The sequence below is a fragment of the Corallococcus sp. AS-1-12 genome (genome assembly GCF_020036995.1).
In the GTDB taxonomy this organism is placed as follows: domain Bacteria; phylum Myxococcota; class Myxococcia; order Myxococcales; family Myxococcaceae; genus Corallococcus.
The window spans coordinates 117,875-134,211 of the sequence record NZ_JAIQDD010000009.1 but is presented as its reverse complement, the minus strand read 5'-3'; the positions used below and the strand labels follow the sequence as shown (position 1 = coordinate 134,211).

Here is a 16,337-nt window from a genome sequence, read left to right as displayed (position 1 = left end):
GCCGCCCGCACGGCCCTCTTCCGCGCAGGCCACCCGGGCCTCTTCCGCACCCTGTCCTCCAGGGCCGGAAGGGGCCCTTCGTGTTTCCCGGGGCAGGGGGCATGTCAGACGCCCGGGGCACAGTGGATCCCGGGTGCAGGACGGGCGGGCCGGGGAACTGGCGGCAAGAGGTCGGTCATGGAGCAGGAGCACTTCGCGCTGGGTGGTTTTCCCCGGACACAGGGAGAGGCCCCCTCTCGCGGTTCCATTCCGTTGCGGACGCGGCGTACGGAAGTGGGAAGGGAAGTGTCGCAGCGGGAGCACGCCGCTACAGTGCGCCCCTCCGTGAGCGCCACCCCCGCCCAACTCGCCTCTGTCGCCGTGGGCCGTCCCGTGCGCGGGGAGTTCACCTACCTGGTGCCGGAGGCGCTCGCGGGCAACCTCGCCCCGGGGCAGCGCGTGCTCGTGCCCTTCGGCCGGGGTATGGCGCTGGGCTTCTACCTGGGGCCCGCGAACGCGCCCGTGGAAGGGGGCGTGCGGCTCAAGCCCATCCAGCGCGTGCTGGAGGACTCGCCGTCCCTGCCCAAGGACCTCATCGCGCTCCTGCGCTTCACCGCCGAGCACTACCGCTATCCGCTGGGCGAGGTCATCCGCGGCGCGCTGCCGCCGGGCCTCTCCACCGCGGTGGATGAGAAGGAAGCGAAGCCGGACATCCAGTTCTTCGTGGAGGCGCTCGTCACGGAGCTGCCCCCTGCGCTCGCCCGCGCCCCGGCGCAGGCCGCGGTGCTCCAGTACCTCCTGGCGGTGGGCGGAAGGGCGCCGCTGGACGAGGTGACGCACGCCATCCCCGGCGCCCGCGAGACGCTGAAGAAGCTGGCCACGCGCAAGTTCGTGAAGTGGGTGGAGGTGACGCTCCAGCCCGGCGTGCGCGAGGGCCTGGTGCAGAACCGCCCGGACCGCCTCACCCCGGAGCAGGCCCTGGCGGTGAAGGAGCTCCAGGGCGCCGTGGACGCGGGCGGCTTCCAGCCGTACCTCCTGCACGGCGTCACCGGCAGCGGCAAGACGGAGGTGTACCTGCGCGCGGTGGAGCACACGCTCGCGCGCGGCCTGGGCAGCCTGGTGCTGGTGCCCGAAATCGCGCTCACGCCGCAACTGGTGGGGCGCTTCCGCAGCCGCTTCGGCGGCGACGTGGCGGTGCTGCACTCGGGGCTGAAGGACCGCGAGCGGCTGTTCCACTGGCAGGCCTTGCGCAAGGGCACGGTGAAGATCGCCGTCGGCGTGCGCTCGGCGGTGTTCGCGCCGGTGGAGCACCTGGGGCTCATCGTCGTGGACGAGGAGCACGACCCGTCCTTCAAGCAGGACGAGAAGCTGCGCTACCAGGCGCGCGACCTGGCGGTGGTGCGCGGCAAGCAGGCCGGCGCGGTGGTGGTGCTGGGCTCCGCGACGCCTTCGCTGGAGACGCTCCAGAACACGCGCTCCGGCCGCTACAAGCTCATCGAACTGAAGAACCGCGTGGACGACCGGCCCATGCCCACCATCAACCTGGTGGATCTGCGCGTGGAGCGTCCGCGCGAGGGCCAGGTGACGGAAGAGGCGCCCATCCTGAGCCCGCAGATGCTCCAGGCCATGGAGGAGACCGTGGCCAAGGGGCAGCAGGTCATCCTGTTCCTCAACCGCCGCGGCCACAGCACCATCCTCCTGTGCGAGGTGTGCGGCCTGTCCCTCAAGTGCCACGACTGTGACGTGTGCATGACGCACCACCGCTCGCAGAACCGGGTGGTGTGCCACTACTGCGGCGTGGCGTTCCCCGTTCCGAACGCCTGCCGCGAGTGCACCGGCCCGCTGCTCAAGCTCGGTATCGGCACGGAGCGCGTGGAGGCGGAGGTCCTGGAGCGGCTTCCGCACGCACGCGTGGCGCGGCTGGACCGCGACTCCGCGACGAGCGCGGAGAAGCTCACGGAGCTGCTGGCGTCCTTCGCGCGGCGTGAAATCGACGTGCTGGTGGGCACCCAGATGGTGGCCAAGGGGCACGACTTCCCGGGCGTGACGCTGGTGTGCGTGGTGATGGCGGACACCTCCCTGGCGATTCCTGATTTCCGAGCCGCTGAGCGGACCTTCCACCTGCTGACCCAGGTGGCGGGGAGAGCGGGGCGCGGGAAGGACCCGGGGCGGGTGCTGGTGCAGACCTACAACCCGGACGCGGAGCCGGTGAAGCGGGTGCTGGCGCACGACTTCGACGGGTTCTCCAAGCAGGAGCTGGAGTGGCGCAAGGCGTTGGCCTACCCGCCCTTCGCGCGCATGGCGGCCGTCCGGCTGGAGGGCGAGCACCCCGAGCAGACCGCGGGCGTGGCGCGCTTCCTGGGGAACCTGGTGGGACGCCACATGCCGCCGGCGTCGGCGGGGGTGCGCCTTTTGGGGCCGGCCCTGGCGCCCATTGCCCGAATCCGGGGCAAGACGCGCTGGCAGTTGCTCCTGAAGGCGCCGACGCATGCGGCGCTCGCCCCATTGCTCGCCCGGTTGGAGGCGGCGTTGGCGGATGTGCCGAATGGGGTGAAGGTCGTCATCGACGTGGATCCCGGGGCCATGCTGTAGACTCCCGGGCTCCCCCATGGGCGCCTCGGTCCTCCTCGTACACGACGACATCGCCACCATCGCCGCCGTCCGGCGACTGCTGTCCCGCGAAGGGCACGAGGTCATCCTCGCGACCTCCGCCGCGGACGCGCTCATCGCCTTTGGCCATCACCTGCCGGAGCTCATCGTGCTCGCGCCGGGCGTGGAGAGCGGCCGCGGGCGCGTGGTGTTGGAGGAACTGGTGCTGCACCCGGATGGCCACAAGGCGCGGGTGCTGCTGTTGAGCGAGGCCATCGAGGGCTTCAGCGCGCCGGTGGCGCCGCTGCCCCTGGACGGGCCGAGCTTCGTGACGCTGGTGGACACGTTGATCCGCGCGCCGGCGGAGGCGGATGGCTGGCGCGTGGTGGAGAACCGGACGCTGGGCGAGCCGGTGAAGGGCAGCGCCCCGGAGCCGGACGAGGCCTGGCACGCGACGGCGCCGCGCTCGGTGGGCGGAGACCCCGCGCTGGCGAACGCGCTGTTCGGGGACCTGGCGCCGCTGAACCAGACGGACTGGGAAGTGGCGGCGATGACGCGCGAGGAGCGCAGCGCGCACGCCGTGCACCAGCAGCGCGAGCGCAGCATGAACGCCGCGCTGGAGCAGGCGCACCTGGAGGTGGAGTCGGAGGCCATCGCCTCCATCGACTCCGCGCTGTCGGTGGGCACGAAGTCGCAGTGGGCCGGGGCGGCGGTGGAGGGTGACTCCGGCGAGGCGTGGGGTGAGGAGGATCCCGACGCGAGCGTCGGCAACGAGTGGGACGCGGAGCCGCCGAACGCGGAAGGCGCGTTCGAGGGCCGCCCACCGGAGGCGCGCACCACGTTGCGCTTCCCGTTCCCGAACGAGGGGGGCACGGAGGAGGCGCCCGCCGAGGGGCGGCTCGCGTTCCGTGAAGAGCCGCTCACCCCGCCGGGGCTGAAGCCGGTGAAGCCCGCGCCGAAGCTGGGGGACGAGGGCTTCTTCGACGTCGACTCGGACGAGGACGGCGGGGCGGCGAAGGCGCCGGAGCCGGAGGGCGCCGCGCCGCTGGCGTGGAAGGAGCTGGAGCCGGATCCGGAGCTGGAGGTGCGTGCGGCGCCGGGCGGCGTGGACGACTCCGACGAGACGGACTTCGGTTCGGTCGCGGACGACGTGGCGGCGGAGGAGCGGGCCGCGGCGGCGGGTGCGTCGGAGGCGGAGGTGGAGGACGCGCCCTCGGAGCCGACCGAGGAGGAGCTGGCGGCGGCGGGCCTGTCGAACTGGGACGTGCTGGAGGCGGAGCTGAAGGCCTCCGCCGAGGCGCGCGAGCGGGAGGAGGAGTCCTCCTCGGCCGACGCGAAGCCGGTGGGTTCGGACTGGTTCGACTCCGAGACCGTCGAGGAGGCCAAGGAGGAGGGTTCCAAGCCCCTCCAGTGGACGGAGCCCGCGAGCCCGACGGGCGCGGCCCCCGCGAATCCAACCAAGGCGGCGTCGCGTCCGGAGGAGGCCACGGGCTCGCGCGAAGGAGGAACGGCGGACAGCGCCGCGCCTCGCGTGAACACCGAGAGGCCGCTGCGTGTCGCGGCCCGTGTCCCGCTGCGCGCGTCGGGCAAGAGCAGCGCGGGCGTCGTGGCGAGCGTGGGTGTCTCGTCCGCGACCCCGGGCGATGCGGCCGGCGCGGGAGGCAGCGCCGCGAATGCGGCGACCGGCGGCACCTCGACGCGTCCGGGCAATGAGTCCGGAGTGGGGGCCGGTGGCCGCGCGGCGGGCCTGGGCGACCCGTCTGGAGCTGGGGCGGAGCGGGGCGGTCGCACCGCCGCGGGGCTGAGCGACAAGCCTGGAACGGGTGAACCGGTCAGGGCCGGTGACTCCTTCGCGCATCCAGGCGGCAAGGTCGGAGCAGGGGACTCGATGCTCGCGGGTGCCTCCGCGAATTCGCGCGACGCGCTGGTGGAGCGCGCGAACGCCCGGCGGGATGACCCGGCACCGTCGGCGCCAGTGCAGGTGCCTGGAGGTCCGCGGCGGGCGGACGCAATGCGCCCCCAGGAGCAGGAATCCTCCGCTCCAGCGCGCACGGATGGGGCCGAGCCGTCGGCGGAGCTCCTCGCGGAGCTGGAATCGCTGCGCGAGGAGCTCGCGCTGGCCCACGCCGCCATCGAGGAGGCGGAGGCCCGCGCCGCCGACGCGGAGGCCCTGGCCGAATCGGAGCAGTCGCTTCGCGTCGAGCTGGAAGAGCGCATCGAGAGCGAAGCGCGAGCCCGCGAGGACGCGCGGCTCGAAGCGGACGCGGAGGTAGAGGCCCGGAGCGCCGTGGAGGTGCGGGCCGAAGCGGAGGTCCACGCCCGCGCCCGCGCCGAGTCCCTGTTGAAGCAGGCCTCGGAGGCCAAGGAGGCCTCGGAAGTCCAGGCCGTGTCGGCGACGGAGGCCCTCGCGGAGGTCGAGGCGCGGCTCGCCTCCGAGGCCGGGAGCCGTGTGGAGGCGGAAGCCCGCGCGGAGGCGGAGGCGCGCGACCGCCGCGAAGCCGAGGCCCTCGCGGAGATGGCCCGGCTCGAGATGGTCGAGCTCGAGAAGCGCCTCGCCACGGAGGTCCAGGCGCGCGAGGAGGCCGAGCTCCGGGCCCGTCAGGAAGCGCAGACGCGCGAGGAAGCCGAAGCCCGCGCCGAGCTGGAGCAGGCCGCGCGCACGGACGTGGAAGCGCGGCTCGAAGCCGAGATTGAAGCAAGGATCGCGGCCGAAGCCCGCGCGGACGCGCGTCAGCGAGCGCAAGCCGAATCCGAGCAGGCGGAGGGCCGCGACAGCGAGGACGCCGGGCTCCGTGCGGAGCTGGAGTCACGGCGCGCCGAGGCGGAAGCCAGGGCCGAGGCCGAGGCGAAGGCCCGCACCGCCGCTGAAGCGAAGGTGAAGCACTCCGCGCAGGCGCTGTCCCTGGTGGAGGTGCGAGCGCACCAGTTGGCCCAGTCGTTGGCCGAGTCCGAAGCGAAGTCGAAGCAGACCGCGCAGGCGCTGGCCCAGGCGGAGACGCGGGTGCAGCAGGCCACGCAGGCGCTGGCGCAAGCCGAGGCGAAGGCGAAGCAGTCGGCGCAGGCCCTGGCGCAGGTGGAAGCCAGGGCGCAGCAACTGGCGCAGGTGCTGCTCCAGGGCGAAGCCAAGGCAAAACAGTCCGCCCAGGCCGTGAGCCAGGCCGAGGAGGTCCGGGCCGCCGCGGAAGCCGCCGCGGAACGAAACGCCGAAGCCCTGGCGCAGGCGGAAGCCCGGGCCACGAAGGCCGAGGAAGCCCTGGCCGAGGCCCAGGCCCGAGCGGACGACGCCGAAGCGGCGAGGCAGCAGAACGAGACGCGCTTCGCGGAGACCCTGAGCCAGGTCAACGCGCGGATGGAGCAGCTCAAGCAGGCCCGTCAGCGAGCCGAAGCCAAGGCCGCGCAGCCCGCCGAAGCCCTGGTCCAGGCGGAAGCACGGGTGGAGCAACTGACGCAGGCCCTGAAGCAGGCCCAGGCCCGCGAAGAGCAGCTCAGCGCCGAAGCGAAGAAGACCGCCGAACAGCTCAAGCAGGCCCTGGCCGAAGCCAATGCTCGAGCGGAGCAGCTCCAGCAGCTCCAGACCAACTCTGGAACCCGCGAGGGCCAGTTCACGCAGGTCCAGGCCGAAGCCCAGGCCCGCATCGAACAGCTCACCCAGGCGCTCACCGAAGCCGAGGCCCGTGCGGATCAGCTTGAGCAAGCACGCACCGAAGCCCAGGTGCGCATCGAGCAGCTCACGCAGTCACGGGCCGAAGCAGAGGCCCGCGAGGAACAGCTCCTTCAGGCGCGCACCGAAGCCGAAGCCCGCGCGGATCAGCTTGAGCAGGAACGCATCGAAGCGGATGTCCGCGTCGAGCAGCTCAAGCAGGCACGAGCCGAAGCCGAGTCACGCATCGAGCAGCTCACGCAGGCACGCACCGAAGCCGAAGCCCGCGCGGACCAGCTTGAGCAGGAGCGCACTGAAGCCGAGTCGCGCATCGAGCAGCTCACGCAGGCACGTACGGAAGCGGAAGCTCGCGCGGATCAGCTTGCGCGGGAGCGCGCCGAGGCCGAGTCGCGAATCGAGCAGCTCACGCAGGCACGCACCGAAGCCGAAGCCCGCGCGGACCAGCTTGCGCAGGAGCGTACCGAAGCCGAGTCACGCATCGAGCAGCTCAAGCAGGCACGAGCCGAAGCAGAGGCCCGCGCGGATCAGCTTGCGCAGGAGCGCACCGAGGCCGAATCGCGAATCGAGCAGCTCACACGGGCACGCACCGAAGCCGAGGCCCGCGCGGAGCAGTCCACCCACGCGAGCACCGAGGCCCAGGCGCGCATCGAGCAGCTCACGCAGGCGCTGACCCAGGCCCAGGCCCGGGCGGATCAACTCGCGCAGTCCCTCGCCCAGGCGGAGTCCCGCGCCGAACAGTCCACGCACGACGCGGACGAACTCGCCCGGACGCGCCTGGCCCAGGCCGAACAGGCTCGCGCCGAAGCGGAAGCCGCCGCCGAACAGCAGCTCCAGGCCCGCACCGCCGCGGAGGCCCGCGCCCTCCAGGCCGAGCAGAAGGCCGCCGAAGCCACCGCCAAGGCCACGTCCGAAGGCCGGCTGCGCACCGTGCTGGAGGTCCGCCTCGACTCCGAAGCCCGCGCCCGCCAGGACCTCGAAGCCCGCCTCGAAACCGAGTCCCAGGCCCGCACCGTCGCGGAGTCCCGCCTCGCCGCCGAGACCCAGGCCCGCGCCGAAGCCGAAGCCCGCGCCCGCTCCGAATCCACGGACCTCACGCAGGCCCGGGACACCCTGCAAGCGCAGCTCGACGAGCTCCGCGAGGAGCTCACCCGCGAGCGCGAAACCCGCGCGAGGCTCGAAGCCGAAGCCGTCGAACAGCGCCTCCAGGCCGAACGCGAGCGCGAAGAACTCGAAGCCCGAGCGCAGCGGGACGCGGAGGAAGCCGCGGCCCAGGCCCGCGCCACCATCATCCCGCTCGAATCCCCCGGCCGTCCGGAGATGGCGGTGTCCCGCAGCGGCAGCCTCACGCAGGAGGGCCTCGCGCGCCTCATCCTCAGGCTCTGCGACGCGCGCATGGAGGTGCGCCTGGAGCTCAAGGTGATGAACGCCTTGCGCGTCCTCTGGCTGCGCGACGGAGCCCTGGTCGGCGCCGCGTCCTCCGCGCAGGGCGAGTCCCTCGTCGACCGCGCCCGCGCGGACGGCCTCATCGACGCGCGCCAGGAGGCCGAGCTGCGCCTCGTGCGCAGCGCCACCACCGGCACGCTGCTGGAAGCCCTGCGCGGGCGCGGCTACGTGCGCGAAGCCGAGTCCGTCCCGCTGGTCCAGCGCTACACCGAACAGGTCTTCCTGGACGCGCTCTCGGAGCCCTCCACGCTCTACCGCCTGGTGCCGGAGCCCGCGCCCCACGAAGTGGCGCTCGCCGCCGCCACGCGCCCGCCGCTGCACCTGCTCGCGGAAGGGCTGCGCAACACGCTCACCGCCGAATCGCTCCTGGACGCCGCGGGCTCCCTGCGCGCCCAGGTCTCCCGAGGCGACGCGCACATGCCCCCCGCGGACTTCGGCCTCTCCGCCCGCGAGCTCCAGCTCCTGCAAGCCGTGGACGGCGAGCGCACCCTGGAGTCGCTGCTCCTGGGCGCGGGCCTGCCGCAGGACGGCGCGCTCAAGACGCTCGCGGTGGCGCGGACGCTGGGCCTCATCGCGCTGCATCCGCCGTCGGAGGACGCCCAGGGCGGCCTGCCGCCGGAGCTGGACGTGCACCGCCTGGAGGCCAAGTTTGAGGAGATCCAGGACGCGGACTACTTCACCGTGTTGGGGCTCGCACGCTCGGCCGGCAGTGAAGAGGTCAAGCGGGCATACGCACTGCTCGCCGCCGAGTTCCACCCGCTGCGCTTCGCCGGCCATCCGGACCCCGCGCTCCAGCACCGCGCCCAGCAGATCCGCGCGGTGTTGACGGAGGCCGCCCGGGCGTTGGGAGACGACCGACTGCGGGGCGAGTACGCCCGTAATCTGCTCGACTGATGCCCGGTGGAACGGTTGCCCGTCGCGGTCCGGAGGGGTTAAGAGTCCCCTCCATGGTTCGCGAGATTCTCATCTGGCCCGACCCCATCCTGAAGCAGAAGGCCAAGCCGGTGGCGAAGGTGGACGACAAGGTCCGCGCGCTCATCAAGGACATGTTCGAGACCATGTACGCCGCCGAGGGCGTCGGGCTCGCCGCCCCGCAGGTGGGCGTCCTCCAGCGCATCATCGTCCTGGACACCCGGCCGCAGCAGCCGGAGTCCAAGCCCCTGGCGATGATCAACCCGGAGTTCGTCTCGCTCGAAGGGGAGACGACCTACACGGAGGGCTGCCTGTCCATCCCCGGTGAAGCCGAGGACGTGGACCGCGCCGCCGTCGCCACCGTGCGCTACCTGGATGAGGAAGGCCAGGAGCAGACGCTGCGCTGTGACGGCCTGCTGGCCATCGCCGTGCAGCACGAGACGGACCACCTGGACGGCACCGTCTTCGTGGACCACGTCTCCACGCTCAAGCGCGAGTTCATCCGCAAGCGCATGAAGAAGCTCAAGGCCTCGCGCGAGCAGGGCGCCCCGGCGTCCGCCTAATCCTTCGCGGTGGCGCGCACGCCCTTCTTCGGGCACCGGTCCGCCACCACGCAGGAGCCGCAAGCGGGCGAGCGCGCGAAGCACGTGCGCCGCCCGTGCCACACCAGCAACTGATGCCCCAGCGTCCACCGCTCGCGAGGCAGCAGCGCCTGCAGGTCCTTCTCCACCTTGTCCGGGTCTTCCTGCGAGGTGAAGCCCAGCCGGTACGCCAGCCGCTTCACGTGCGTGTCCACGGGGAAGGCCGCGTCGCCGCCCAGGTGGATGCACACCACGCCCGCCGTCTTCAGCCCCACGCCTGGCAGCTCCGCCAGCGTGTCGCGCACCAGCGGCACCTGTCCGCCATGCTCCGAGACGAGCGCGCGCGCCGTGGCGACGATGTTCTTCGCCTTCGCGCGGTACAGCCCGCAGGTGCGGATGAAGGGCTCCACGTCCGAAGGCTCGACGCGCGCGTAGGCCTGGGCATCCGGGAAGCGGGCGAACAGGGCGGGGGTCACCAGGTTGACGCGCTTGTCGGTGCACTGCGCGGACAGGATGACGGCGACCAGCAGCTCCAGCGGCGTGCGGTAGTCCAGCTCGATGCGGGCGTCCGGCATGGCTGCTTCCAGACCGTCCAGGACCGACACCGCACGCTGCCGCTTCTCACCCACTGTCTCTCGCCGGGCCACGCGGGCGTTGTATGTCACGGGGCGGCCCCGCCCAAGCACCATGGCGGGGCGCCCCTTTTCACGCACCGAGGAGAACCATGAAGCCCATCGACTTCCGCTCCGACACCGTGACGAAGCCCACGCCCGCCATGCGCAGGCTCATGGCCGACGCGGAGGTGGGCGACGACGTCTACGGCGAGGACCCCACGGTGCGCCGGCTGGAGGAGCGCGTGGCCGAGCGGCTCGGCCTGGAGGCCGCCGTCTTCGTCCCCTCCGGCACGCAGGCGAACCAGATCGCCATCGGCGCGTACTGCCGTCCCGGCGACGAGGTGCTCACGGAGGAGGGCAGCCACATCCTCCAGTACGAAGGTGGCGCGGTGCCGGCGCTGTGGGGCGCGCAGCCGGGGCCGCTGCCGGGCGAGCGCGGCCTGCTGAAGCCGGAGACCGTGGCGGCGGCGGTGCGCGAGGACAACATCCACAACCCGCGCACGCGCCTGCTGTCGCTGGAGAACACGCACAACCGCGGCGGCGGCACGGTGTGGCCGGTGGAGCGCTTCAAGGCGGTGGTGGAGGCGGGGCGCAAGGCCGGGCTCGCGGTGCACCTGGACGGCGCGCGGCTGTTCAACGCGGAGGTGGCGGCGGGCAGGCCCGCGTCCGCGTGGGCGTCGCTGACGGACTCGACGTCGGTGTGCTTCTCGAAGGGGCTGGGCGCGCCGGTGGGCTCGGCGCTCGCGGGCAGGAAGGACGTCATCCGCGAGGCGCGGCGGCTGCGCAAGCGGCTGGGCGGCGGCATGCGGCAGGCGGGCATCCTCGCGGCGGCGGCGCTGTACGCGCTGGAGCACCACGTGGAGCGCCTGGCCGAGGACCACGCCAACGCGCGCCGGCTGGCGGAGGGCCTGGCCCAGGTGCCGGGCGTGAAGGTGGACCTGTCCCGGGTGGAGACGAACATGGTGTTCGCGGACCTGGTGCGTCCTGCGGCGGAGGCCTCCGCGCTGCTCCTGAAGCAGGGCGTGCTCGCCAACCCCACCGGCCCGCACTCCATCCGCCTCGTGTGCCACCTGGACGTGTCCACCGCGGACATCGACGACGCCCTGGCGCGCATCCGTCAGGCCTTCGCGAGCTGACACGGACGGCACCCCGCCCGGGTCCGCCGCGGCCTTCCAGAACCTGTCCGACTGTCGGACAGGTTCTGACGGGCCACCGCGGACGGCCCGTGTCGGCGGAGCGACGGTCCTCCGGGACCCGGGGGCGGGCCCCCTCCACTGCGTCAGGTGCGGACCGCACGCCCCCGTGCGTCAGGGGATGATCCACGGCCCGGAACAGGTGGACGGCCCGGCGCGTGGTAATCTCGCCCCGCCGTGCGCCGACCCGCCGTCCTTGCCCTGCTGGCCCTCTCCGCCTGCGCGACGCCGCGGCCGGGGAAGATGAGCTTTGAGGAACTGTACGCGACCTCGGGCGACAGCGGCTTCGCCAACAGCGGCACGCCCTTCCTCCCCCGCGAACCGGACCGCGCCCGGGGGCCCCTGGCGCCGGAACGCTCCCCGGAGCTGGACGCCGCCCTCACCGCGTTCACGCAGCAGGCCCAGGCCTACCGCGAGAAGGTCCAGCGCGGCAGCGCCATGCCCGCCGAGCAGGTGCGCAACTGGGAGGCGATGAACGCGGCCCTGGACGCCTTCCTGGCCCGGCCCGTGGAGCACACCGACACCCGCGACCTGACGCGCGCCCGGGGCGTGATGGAGGCGGAGCTGGAGCAGGACGCGCGCCTGTACGGCGACATGCCGGGCCCGCTCGCGGAGGCCGTGGTGGTGCGCGTGGGCCGCCTCATCGTGCGCGCGTCCACGCTGCGCCGCTGGGAGCAGCCGCCGGAGCCCTCCGGCCCGCCGCGCCTCGCCTGGCCCGTGGAGCCGGTCACCATCACCAGCCTCTACGGAGACCGCTGGCACCCCATCACCGGCCAACTGCGCCGCCACTCGGGCGTGGACCTGGCGGCGCGCCGGGGACAGCCCGTGGGCGTCGCGGACCGGGGCGTCGTCCTGCGCGCCGGCTGGAACGGCGACCACGGCAAGATGGTGGAGGTCCAGCACGACGGCCAGTGGGTGACGCGCTACAGCCACCTGTCCGAGGTCCTGGTGACCACCGGCGAGGTGCTGGCGAGGGGCGACGTGGTGGGGCTCGCGGGGGACACGGGCCTGGCGACCGGCGTCCACGTCCACTTCGAGCTCTGGCACGACGGCGCTTCGTTGGATCCGCTGGAGGCGCTCGTCGCCCCCGAGTCGGGCCCGGACGCCTCCGACAACGAGCGTCCCGTGGCCCGCATGCCCGCGGAGTCCCCCGTCCTCACGTCCCAGGGGCGCCACCCGGCCGCGGGTTCGCGCCCCTGAGGGGGACGGGCCTTCACGACGGCCCTGCGACTACAGCGAGTTCTTCAGCTCCTTGGCAGGACGGAAACCGACCGTCTTCGACGCCTTGAGCTTCATCATCTCGTTGGTCTGCGGGTTGCGGATCTTCCGCGCCTTGCGCGAGCGCAGCGACCACGTGCCGAACCCGGGGTAGCTGAAGCGCGTGTCCTTCTTCACCGCCTTGCCGATGTTGGTGAAGACGCTGTCGAGGATCTGGGCAGCCTGCTTCTTCGTGAGCCTCGACTGCGCAGCCACCACCTCCACGAGCTCTGCCTTGGTCATGACACCCCTCCCTCTTGCGTTGTCTGGCGTTGAACGAGCGGATGGCGGAGGTAACAAATCGAGGTTTCGACTGTCAATGCGCCACCTGCTCCCAGGCCGGAAATTCGGCCTCCGGATGAAAACTGGCCTCTGAAAATACACCCTGTAGAGAGAGGGAGGATCGCATCTTTTGATACATCCTCACACTCCTGCTTTTCACATCACGGGAAGTGATCGCCTGATGATCGGTTTTGGGTGAAAGGCATTGGAAAATCGATCACTTAGCAGTCGCCGCTGATCCAGCTCCAGCAGGGCGCCATCAGGGGGCTAGAGTGCCTGCCCGCGTGCCCACCCGACTGCTTCCATGGCTCCTCGTCCTGCTGTGCGCCTGCTCGCGGCCGGCCCCACGGCCCCAGGTGGCGGCCGAGCTCTGGGTGGACAGGGCGGCCTCGGGCGGCGACGGCACCCGGGAGCGCCCCCTGCGCTCACTCACCGAGGCCCTGGCCCGCCCCGGCCCGAAGCGCGTGCACCTGGCCTCCGGCCGTTACGAAGGCCCCTTCCGGCTGCCGGAGGGCACCCGGCTCGTGGGGAGGGGCCCCGCCACGATCCTGGCGGCGACGGACCCCGGTCCCTCCGTGGTGGAGGCGACAGGGGACACCGCGCTGGAGGCCCTGGTGGTCGAGGGAGGAGGCTGGGGCCTGGAAGCCCGGGGCCCCATGAGTGTCCACGCCGTGACCTTCCGGAGTCAGACCCGGGGCGCCATCCGGCTGGGCGCGGGTTCGCTGGAGGGCAGGGGGCTGCGCTTCGAGGCGGGGACGGCCAGCCAGGCGCCGGTCGTGGTGGGCGTCCTCGTGGAGGCCGGGACCCCGGGGGCCTCCGCGCCCTCGCTGATCCTCCGGGACAGCGCCTTCGAGGGAGCCTACGACCGCGCGGTGCGGGCCCGGGGAGGGGCCACGGTGCGCCTGGAGGGGGTGGACTTCCAGGGCCCCCGGATGGCGCTGAGCCAGGAGGGCGGCGTGGCGGAGGTCGAGCGGGCGCGGGCCTCGGGGGGCACGGGCGCGGCGTTCTCCACGGTGGAGGGAGCGCTGACGCTGGTGGACGCCCGGGTCCAGGGACACGAGTACGGCGTGACGGCCAACCAGGCCCGGCTGTCGGTGCGGGGCTTCCGCTCGGAGCACGCCACGCGCGCGGGGATGGGGCTCACCGCGACGACCGGTCTGCTGGAGGACGTGACCGTGAAGGACGCGGGCAATTACGGGGCGCTCCAGCTCACCGCCTCGGACCTGGAGGTGCGGCGCTTCCGCCTGGAGGGTTCACGGGAGTACGGCGTGGTGGCGCTGCAAGGGCGCGTGCGCCTGCGGGACGGGGTCATCCAGGGCGTGAGCACCGCGGATGGCATCGCGGGGGACGGGCTCCACCTGCGTCAGGTGGACGCGGACGTCGACACCGTGACCGTCGAGGGCGCGAAGGGCACCTGCGTGCTGGCGACGCAGCGGGCCCGCGCCGTGCTCCGCGACGCCCGGCTCTCGGGCTGCGGGCTCGCCGCGCTGGCGGTGGATTCGAAGGCCACCCTGGAGTCCCGGAACGTCGACGTGCGCGACACGCCGGGGTCCATCCTGGTGGCCATTGAAGAGGGCCAGTTGCAGGTGGAGGGCCTCACCGCGAAGGACGCGCGGGGCGAACTGGTCTCCACCGACTGCGAGGGCCAGACGCGCGTCCGCCTCCGCCACGTCGACGCGAACACCACGCGAGGCCTGCGCTCCCCCTGCGTCCAGCTCGACGCCCGCTCGCCTCAGCCCTGAGCGGGCGCGGGCGTGGGCGGCAGCGGCGTGGCGCGCTGCTCGAGCCACTCGCGAATGACGGGGTAGACCTCCAGGGGCGCGCCGGTGCCGAAGATGAGGTCGCCGTGGCCGTAGTCCATCTTGTCCCCGCGGTCCCGGCCAAAGACATGCAGTGTGCGATCCGGTGACGTAAGCAGCGCGTACTGCGCCTCCACGTTGGCCGCGGTGGCCAGTCGGTCCGCGCTGCCGCCCATCACCAGCACGGGCAACTGGAGCTTCGCGATGCCCGCGCGCCAGTCCGTCTTGCGGTCGTAGGAACGGAACGCGTCGTGGGAGATCCAGTCCTGGAACTGGAGCAGCACCTTGCGGCTCATCGCCGCCATCATGTTCACGGACAACTGCCGCAGGACGCGCGGCGGGACATGCCGGGGGTTCACGACGATGTCCGACAGGGGCAGCGCGAGGTAGCCCAGGAAGGGCGCCATGCTGGCGCTCACCCACGCCTGCCGGATGCTCCCGGGCCACGCCGCGCGCACGCCCAGCGAGATGAGCGTCCGCAGGAACGGCTCCGACTTGAGGTACACCGGCGCGCCCAGCTCGAGCAGACCCGCCAGCTTCCCGCCCTCGGGCCCCTGCGCCACGCCGTACCCCACCAGGCCCCCCAGCGAATGGCCCAGCCAGAAGGCCTGCTTCGCGCCGGTCTCCTTCAGCGCCAGCTCCAGCAGGGCCGGTCCGTCGTGATGGATGTGGTCGTCCACGGTGAAGTCCGTGGGCCGCCGGCCCCTGGGCGGACGTTGCGAGTGCCCGGTGCCGCGCCACTCCACGCTGAAGCAATCGAAGCCGGCCTCGGTGAGGTAGTGGGCTACGGAGTAGGGCGGCTCGAAGTCGAAGGTGAAGCGGTTGGCCGCCAGCCCGTGGCACAGCAGGACGGGCTCCGCGAAGCGGCGCACCGGTGCCCGCCGGGCGTGCACGGTCAGCTCCCACCCATCCGCGCACTTCACGCGCAGCATCTCGGGGAGAGGGCCCTTGAGGCGGTACCAGCGCCTCACGAGCAGGACCCACCCCACGTTCACCAGCAGCAGGACGGCCGCCGCGGCCAATCCCCACAGGGCCCACTGCCCGTACGGCATTTCTCCTCCCATAGGACCGGGGACTGACTCCGGCGCGAATAAAACCCTGCTAAGGTCCGTTCCCTCGCCGTTTCTGCCACATGGGCAGCCGACCACCTGGGGAAGTCGAGGGAACGATGAAGCTGCGGAAACTGATGTTCGTGCTCCCGAACCTCTTCACCGTCACCTCCATCTTCTGTGGCTTCTACGCCATCACCCTGTGTTCGGGTGAGGCTGAACCGGTGCAGATGTACCAGGCGGCCCTGGCCATCCTCTTCGCCATGTTCTTCGACGGGTTCGACGGACGGGTGGCCCGCCTGACGAAGACGCAGAGCGACTTCGGCATGCAACTCGACAGCCTCGCGGACGTCATGTCCTTTGGCGCGGCGCCGGCGCTCCTCGTCTACAAGTGGGCGTTGGCCCCCATGGGCTTCTGGGGCCTGTTCATCTCCTTCGCGTTCATGGCCTGCGGCGCCATGCGGCTGGCGCGCTTCAACGTGCTCGCCATGCGCAACCCGCACGGCGGTGGCGGCGGCTTCTTCGTGGGGCTCCCCATCCCGCTGGCGGCCGGCGTGCTCGTCTCGCTCATCATCTCCCACCACGTGGCCACCCAGGGCGAGGCGCTCGGTGACGGCGCGCGCGTGCCGGTGGCGGTGGCGGTGGGCGCCCTGTCGCTGCTGATGGTGTCCACGGTGCGCTACCGCACCTTCAAGGACGCGCGTCCCAGCCGCAAGACGGCGCTCGTCTTCATGGCCATGGCGCTCACGGGCGCGTTCATCGCCCAGCGCTTCCACCCGGCATGGGTGCTGGTGACGTACTTCGCCGCGTACCTGGTCATGGGGCTGGTGGAGTCCGCGGTCTCCGTGCGCAGCCGCCTGGCGTCGCGCAAGGTCGGCGCCGTCGCCGCGGTGGCGGTGGCGGCCGGGCTGGACGAGGACGACGACGAGGACTCCGAGCCCAACGCCACGGACGACGGTCCCGCGTTCCTCTGAGCAG

10 protein-coding genes are annotated in these 16,337 nt (G+C 72.4%); 7 read left to right on the top strand and 3 right to left on the bottom strand.

The features are described 5' to 3' along the window. The first annotated feature begins 177 nt into the window (after positions 1-177). From priA to def, 3 genes are read left to right on the top strand one after another with little or no spacing between them, the layout of a single operon-like run. A complete protein-coding gene (priA, locus tag K8556_RS17365; protein ID WP_223741191.1) occupies positions 178-2,571 on the top strand; it encodes a primosomal protein N' in 2,394 nt (797 codons plus the stop codon). Positions 2,572-2,587: 16 nt separating this feature from the next. Then, positions 2,588-8,566, top strand: a complete 5,979-nt coding sequence (locus K8556_RS17360) for a response regulator receiver protein (RefSeq protein ID WP_223741190.1) — start codon at positions 2,588-2,590, stop codon at positions 8,564-8,566. Between the two features lie 53 nt (positions 8,567-8,619). Continuing rightward, positions 8,620-9,147: a peptide deformylase gene (def, locus tag K8556_RS17355; protein WP_223741189.1), complete on the top strand. Its 528-nt coding sequence runs from the start codon at positions 8,620-8,622 to the stop codon at positions 9,145-9,147. Here def and nth read toward each other — a convergent pair. Continuing rightward, on the bottom strand, positions 9,144-9,854 hold the full coding sequence (gene nth / locus K8556_RS17350) for an endonuclease III (RefSeq protein WP_223741188.1): 711 nt from the start codon (positions 9,852-9,854) through the stop codon (positions 9,144-9,146). The two genes, def and nth, sit on opposite strands and share 4 nt — an antisense overlap. A 35-nt stretch (positions 9,855-9,889) precedes the next feature. On the opposite strand from nth, the gene ltaE reads away from it, so the two are divergent. Both ltaE and K8556_RS17340 read left to right on the top strand, forming a co-directional pair. After that, positions 9,890-10,915, top strand: a complete 1,026-nt coding sequence (gene ltaE / locus K8556_RS17345; protein ID WP_223741187.1) for a low-specificity L-threonine aldolase — start codon at positions 9,890-9,892, stop codon at positions 10,913-10,915. Positions 10,916-11,149: 234 nt separating this feature from the next. Beyond that, positions 11,150-12,172 (top strand): M23 family metallopeptidase, encoded by a 1,023-nt coding sequence (locus tag K8556_RS17340; RefSeq protein WP_223741186.1) that lies wholly within the window; start codon positions 11,150-11,152, stop codon positions 12,170-12,172. Between the two features lie 30 nt (positions 12,173-12,202). On the opposite strand, the gene K8556_RS17335 is transcribed toward K8556_RS17340, so the two are convergent. Then, entirely contained in the window at positions 12,203-12,472 is a 270-nt protein-coding gene (locus K8556_RS17335) for an HU family DNA-binding protein (RefSeq protein ID WP_120550461.1), read from the bottom strand. Positions 12,473-12,795: 323 nt separating this feature from the next. Between K8556_RS17335 and K8556_RS17330 the strand changes: the two genes are divergently transcribed. Beyond that, complete coding sequence (locus K8556_RS17330; protein WP_223741185.1) at positions 12,796-14,253, top strand: DUF1565 domain-containing protein; 1,458 nt, start codon at positions 12,796-12,798, stop codon at positions 14,251-14,253. On the opposite strand, the gene K8556_RS17325 is transcribed toward K8556_RS17330, so the two are convergent. Continuing rightward, positions 14,244-15,362, bottom strand: a complete 1,119-nt coding sequence (locus K8556_RS17325) for an alpha/beta fold hydrolase (protein WP_223741184.1) — start codon at positions 15,360-15,362, stop codon at positions 14,244-14,246. The genes K8556_RS17330 and K8556_RS17325 overlap by 10 nt on opposite strands. Before the next feature lie 116 nt (positions 15,363-15,478). On the opposite strand from K8556_RS17325, the gene pssA reads away from it, so the two are divergent. Then, positions 15,479-16,333, top strand: coding sequence for a CDP-diacylglycerol--serine O-phosphatidyltransferase (gene pssA / locus K8556_RS17320; RefSeq protein ID WP_223741183.1), 855 nt, complete (start codon positions 15,479-15,481; stop codon positions 16,331-16,333). Positions 16,334-16,337 lie beyond the last annotated feature (4 nt).

Bases quoted from the DNA above. Each gene is read 5' to 3' on its own strand.
- priA (WP_223741191.1), top strand. From the start codon at position 178: ATGGAGCAGGAGCACTTCGCGCTGGGTGGTTTTCCCCGGACACAGGGA.
- K8556_RS17360 (WP_223741190.1), top strand. From the start codon at position 2,588: ATGGGCGCCTCGGTCCTCCTCGTACACGACGACATCGCCACCATCGCC.
- def (WP_223741189.1), top strand. From the start codon at position 8,620: ATGGTTCGCGAGATTCTCATCTGGCCCGACCCCATCCTGAAGCAGAAG.
- nth (WP_223741188.1), bottom strand. From the start codon at position 9,854: ATGGTGCTTGGGCGGGGCCGCCCCGTGACATACAACGCCCGCGTGGCC.
- ltaE (WP_223741187.1), top strand. From the start codon at position 9,890: ATGAAGCCCATCGACTTCCGCTCCGACACCGTGACGAAGCCCACGCCC.
- K8556_RS17335 (WP_120550461.1), bottom strand. From the start codon at position 12,472: ATGACCAAGGCAGAGCTCGTGGAGGTGGTGGCTGCGCAGTCGAGGCTC.
- K8556_RS17325 (WP_223741184.1), bottom strand. From the start codon at position 15,362: ATGCCGTACGGGCAGTGGGCCCTGTGGGGATTGGCCGCGGCGGCCGTC.
- pssA (WP_223741183.1), top strand. From the start codon at position 15,479: ATGAAGCTGCGGAAACTGATGTTCGTGCTCCCGAACCTCTTCACCGTC.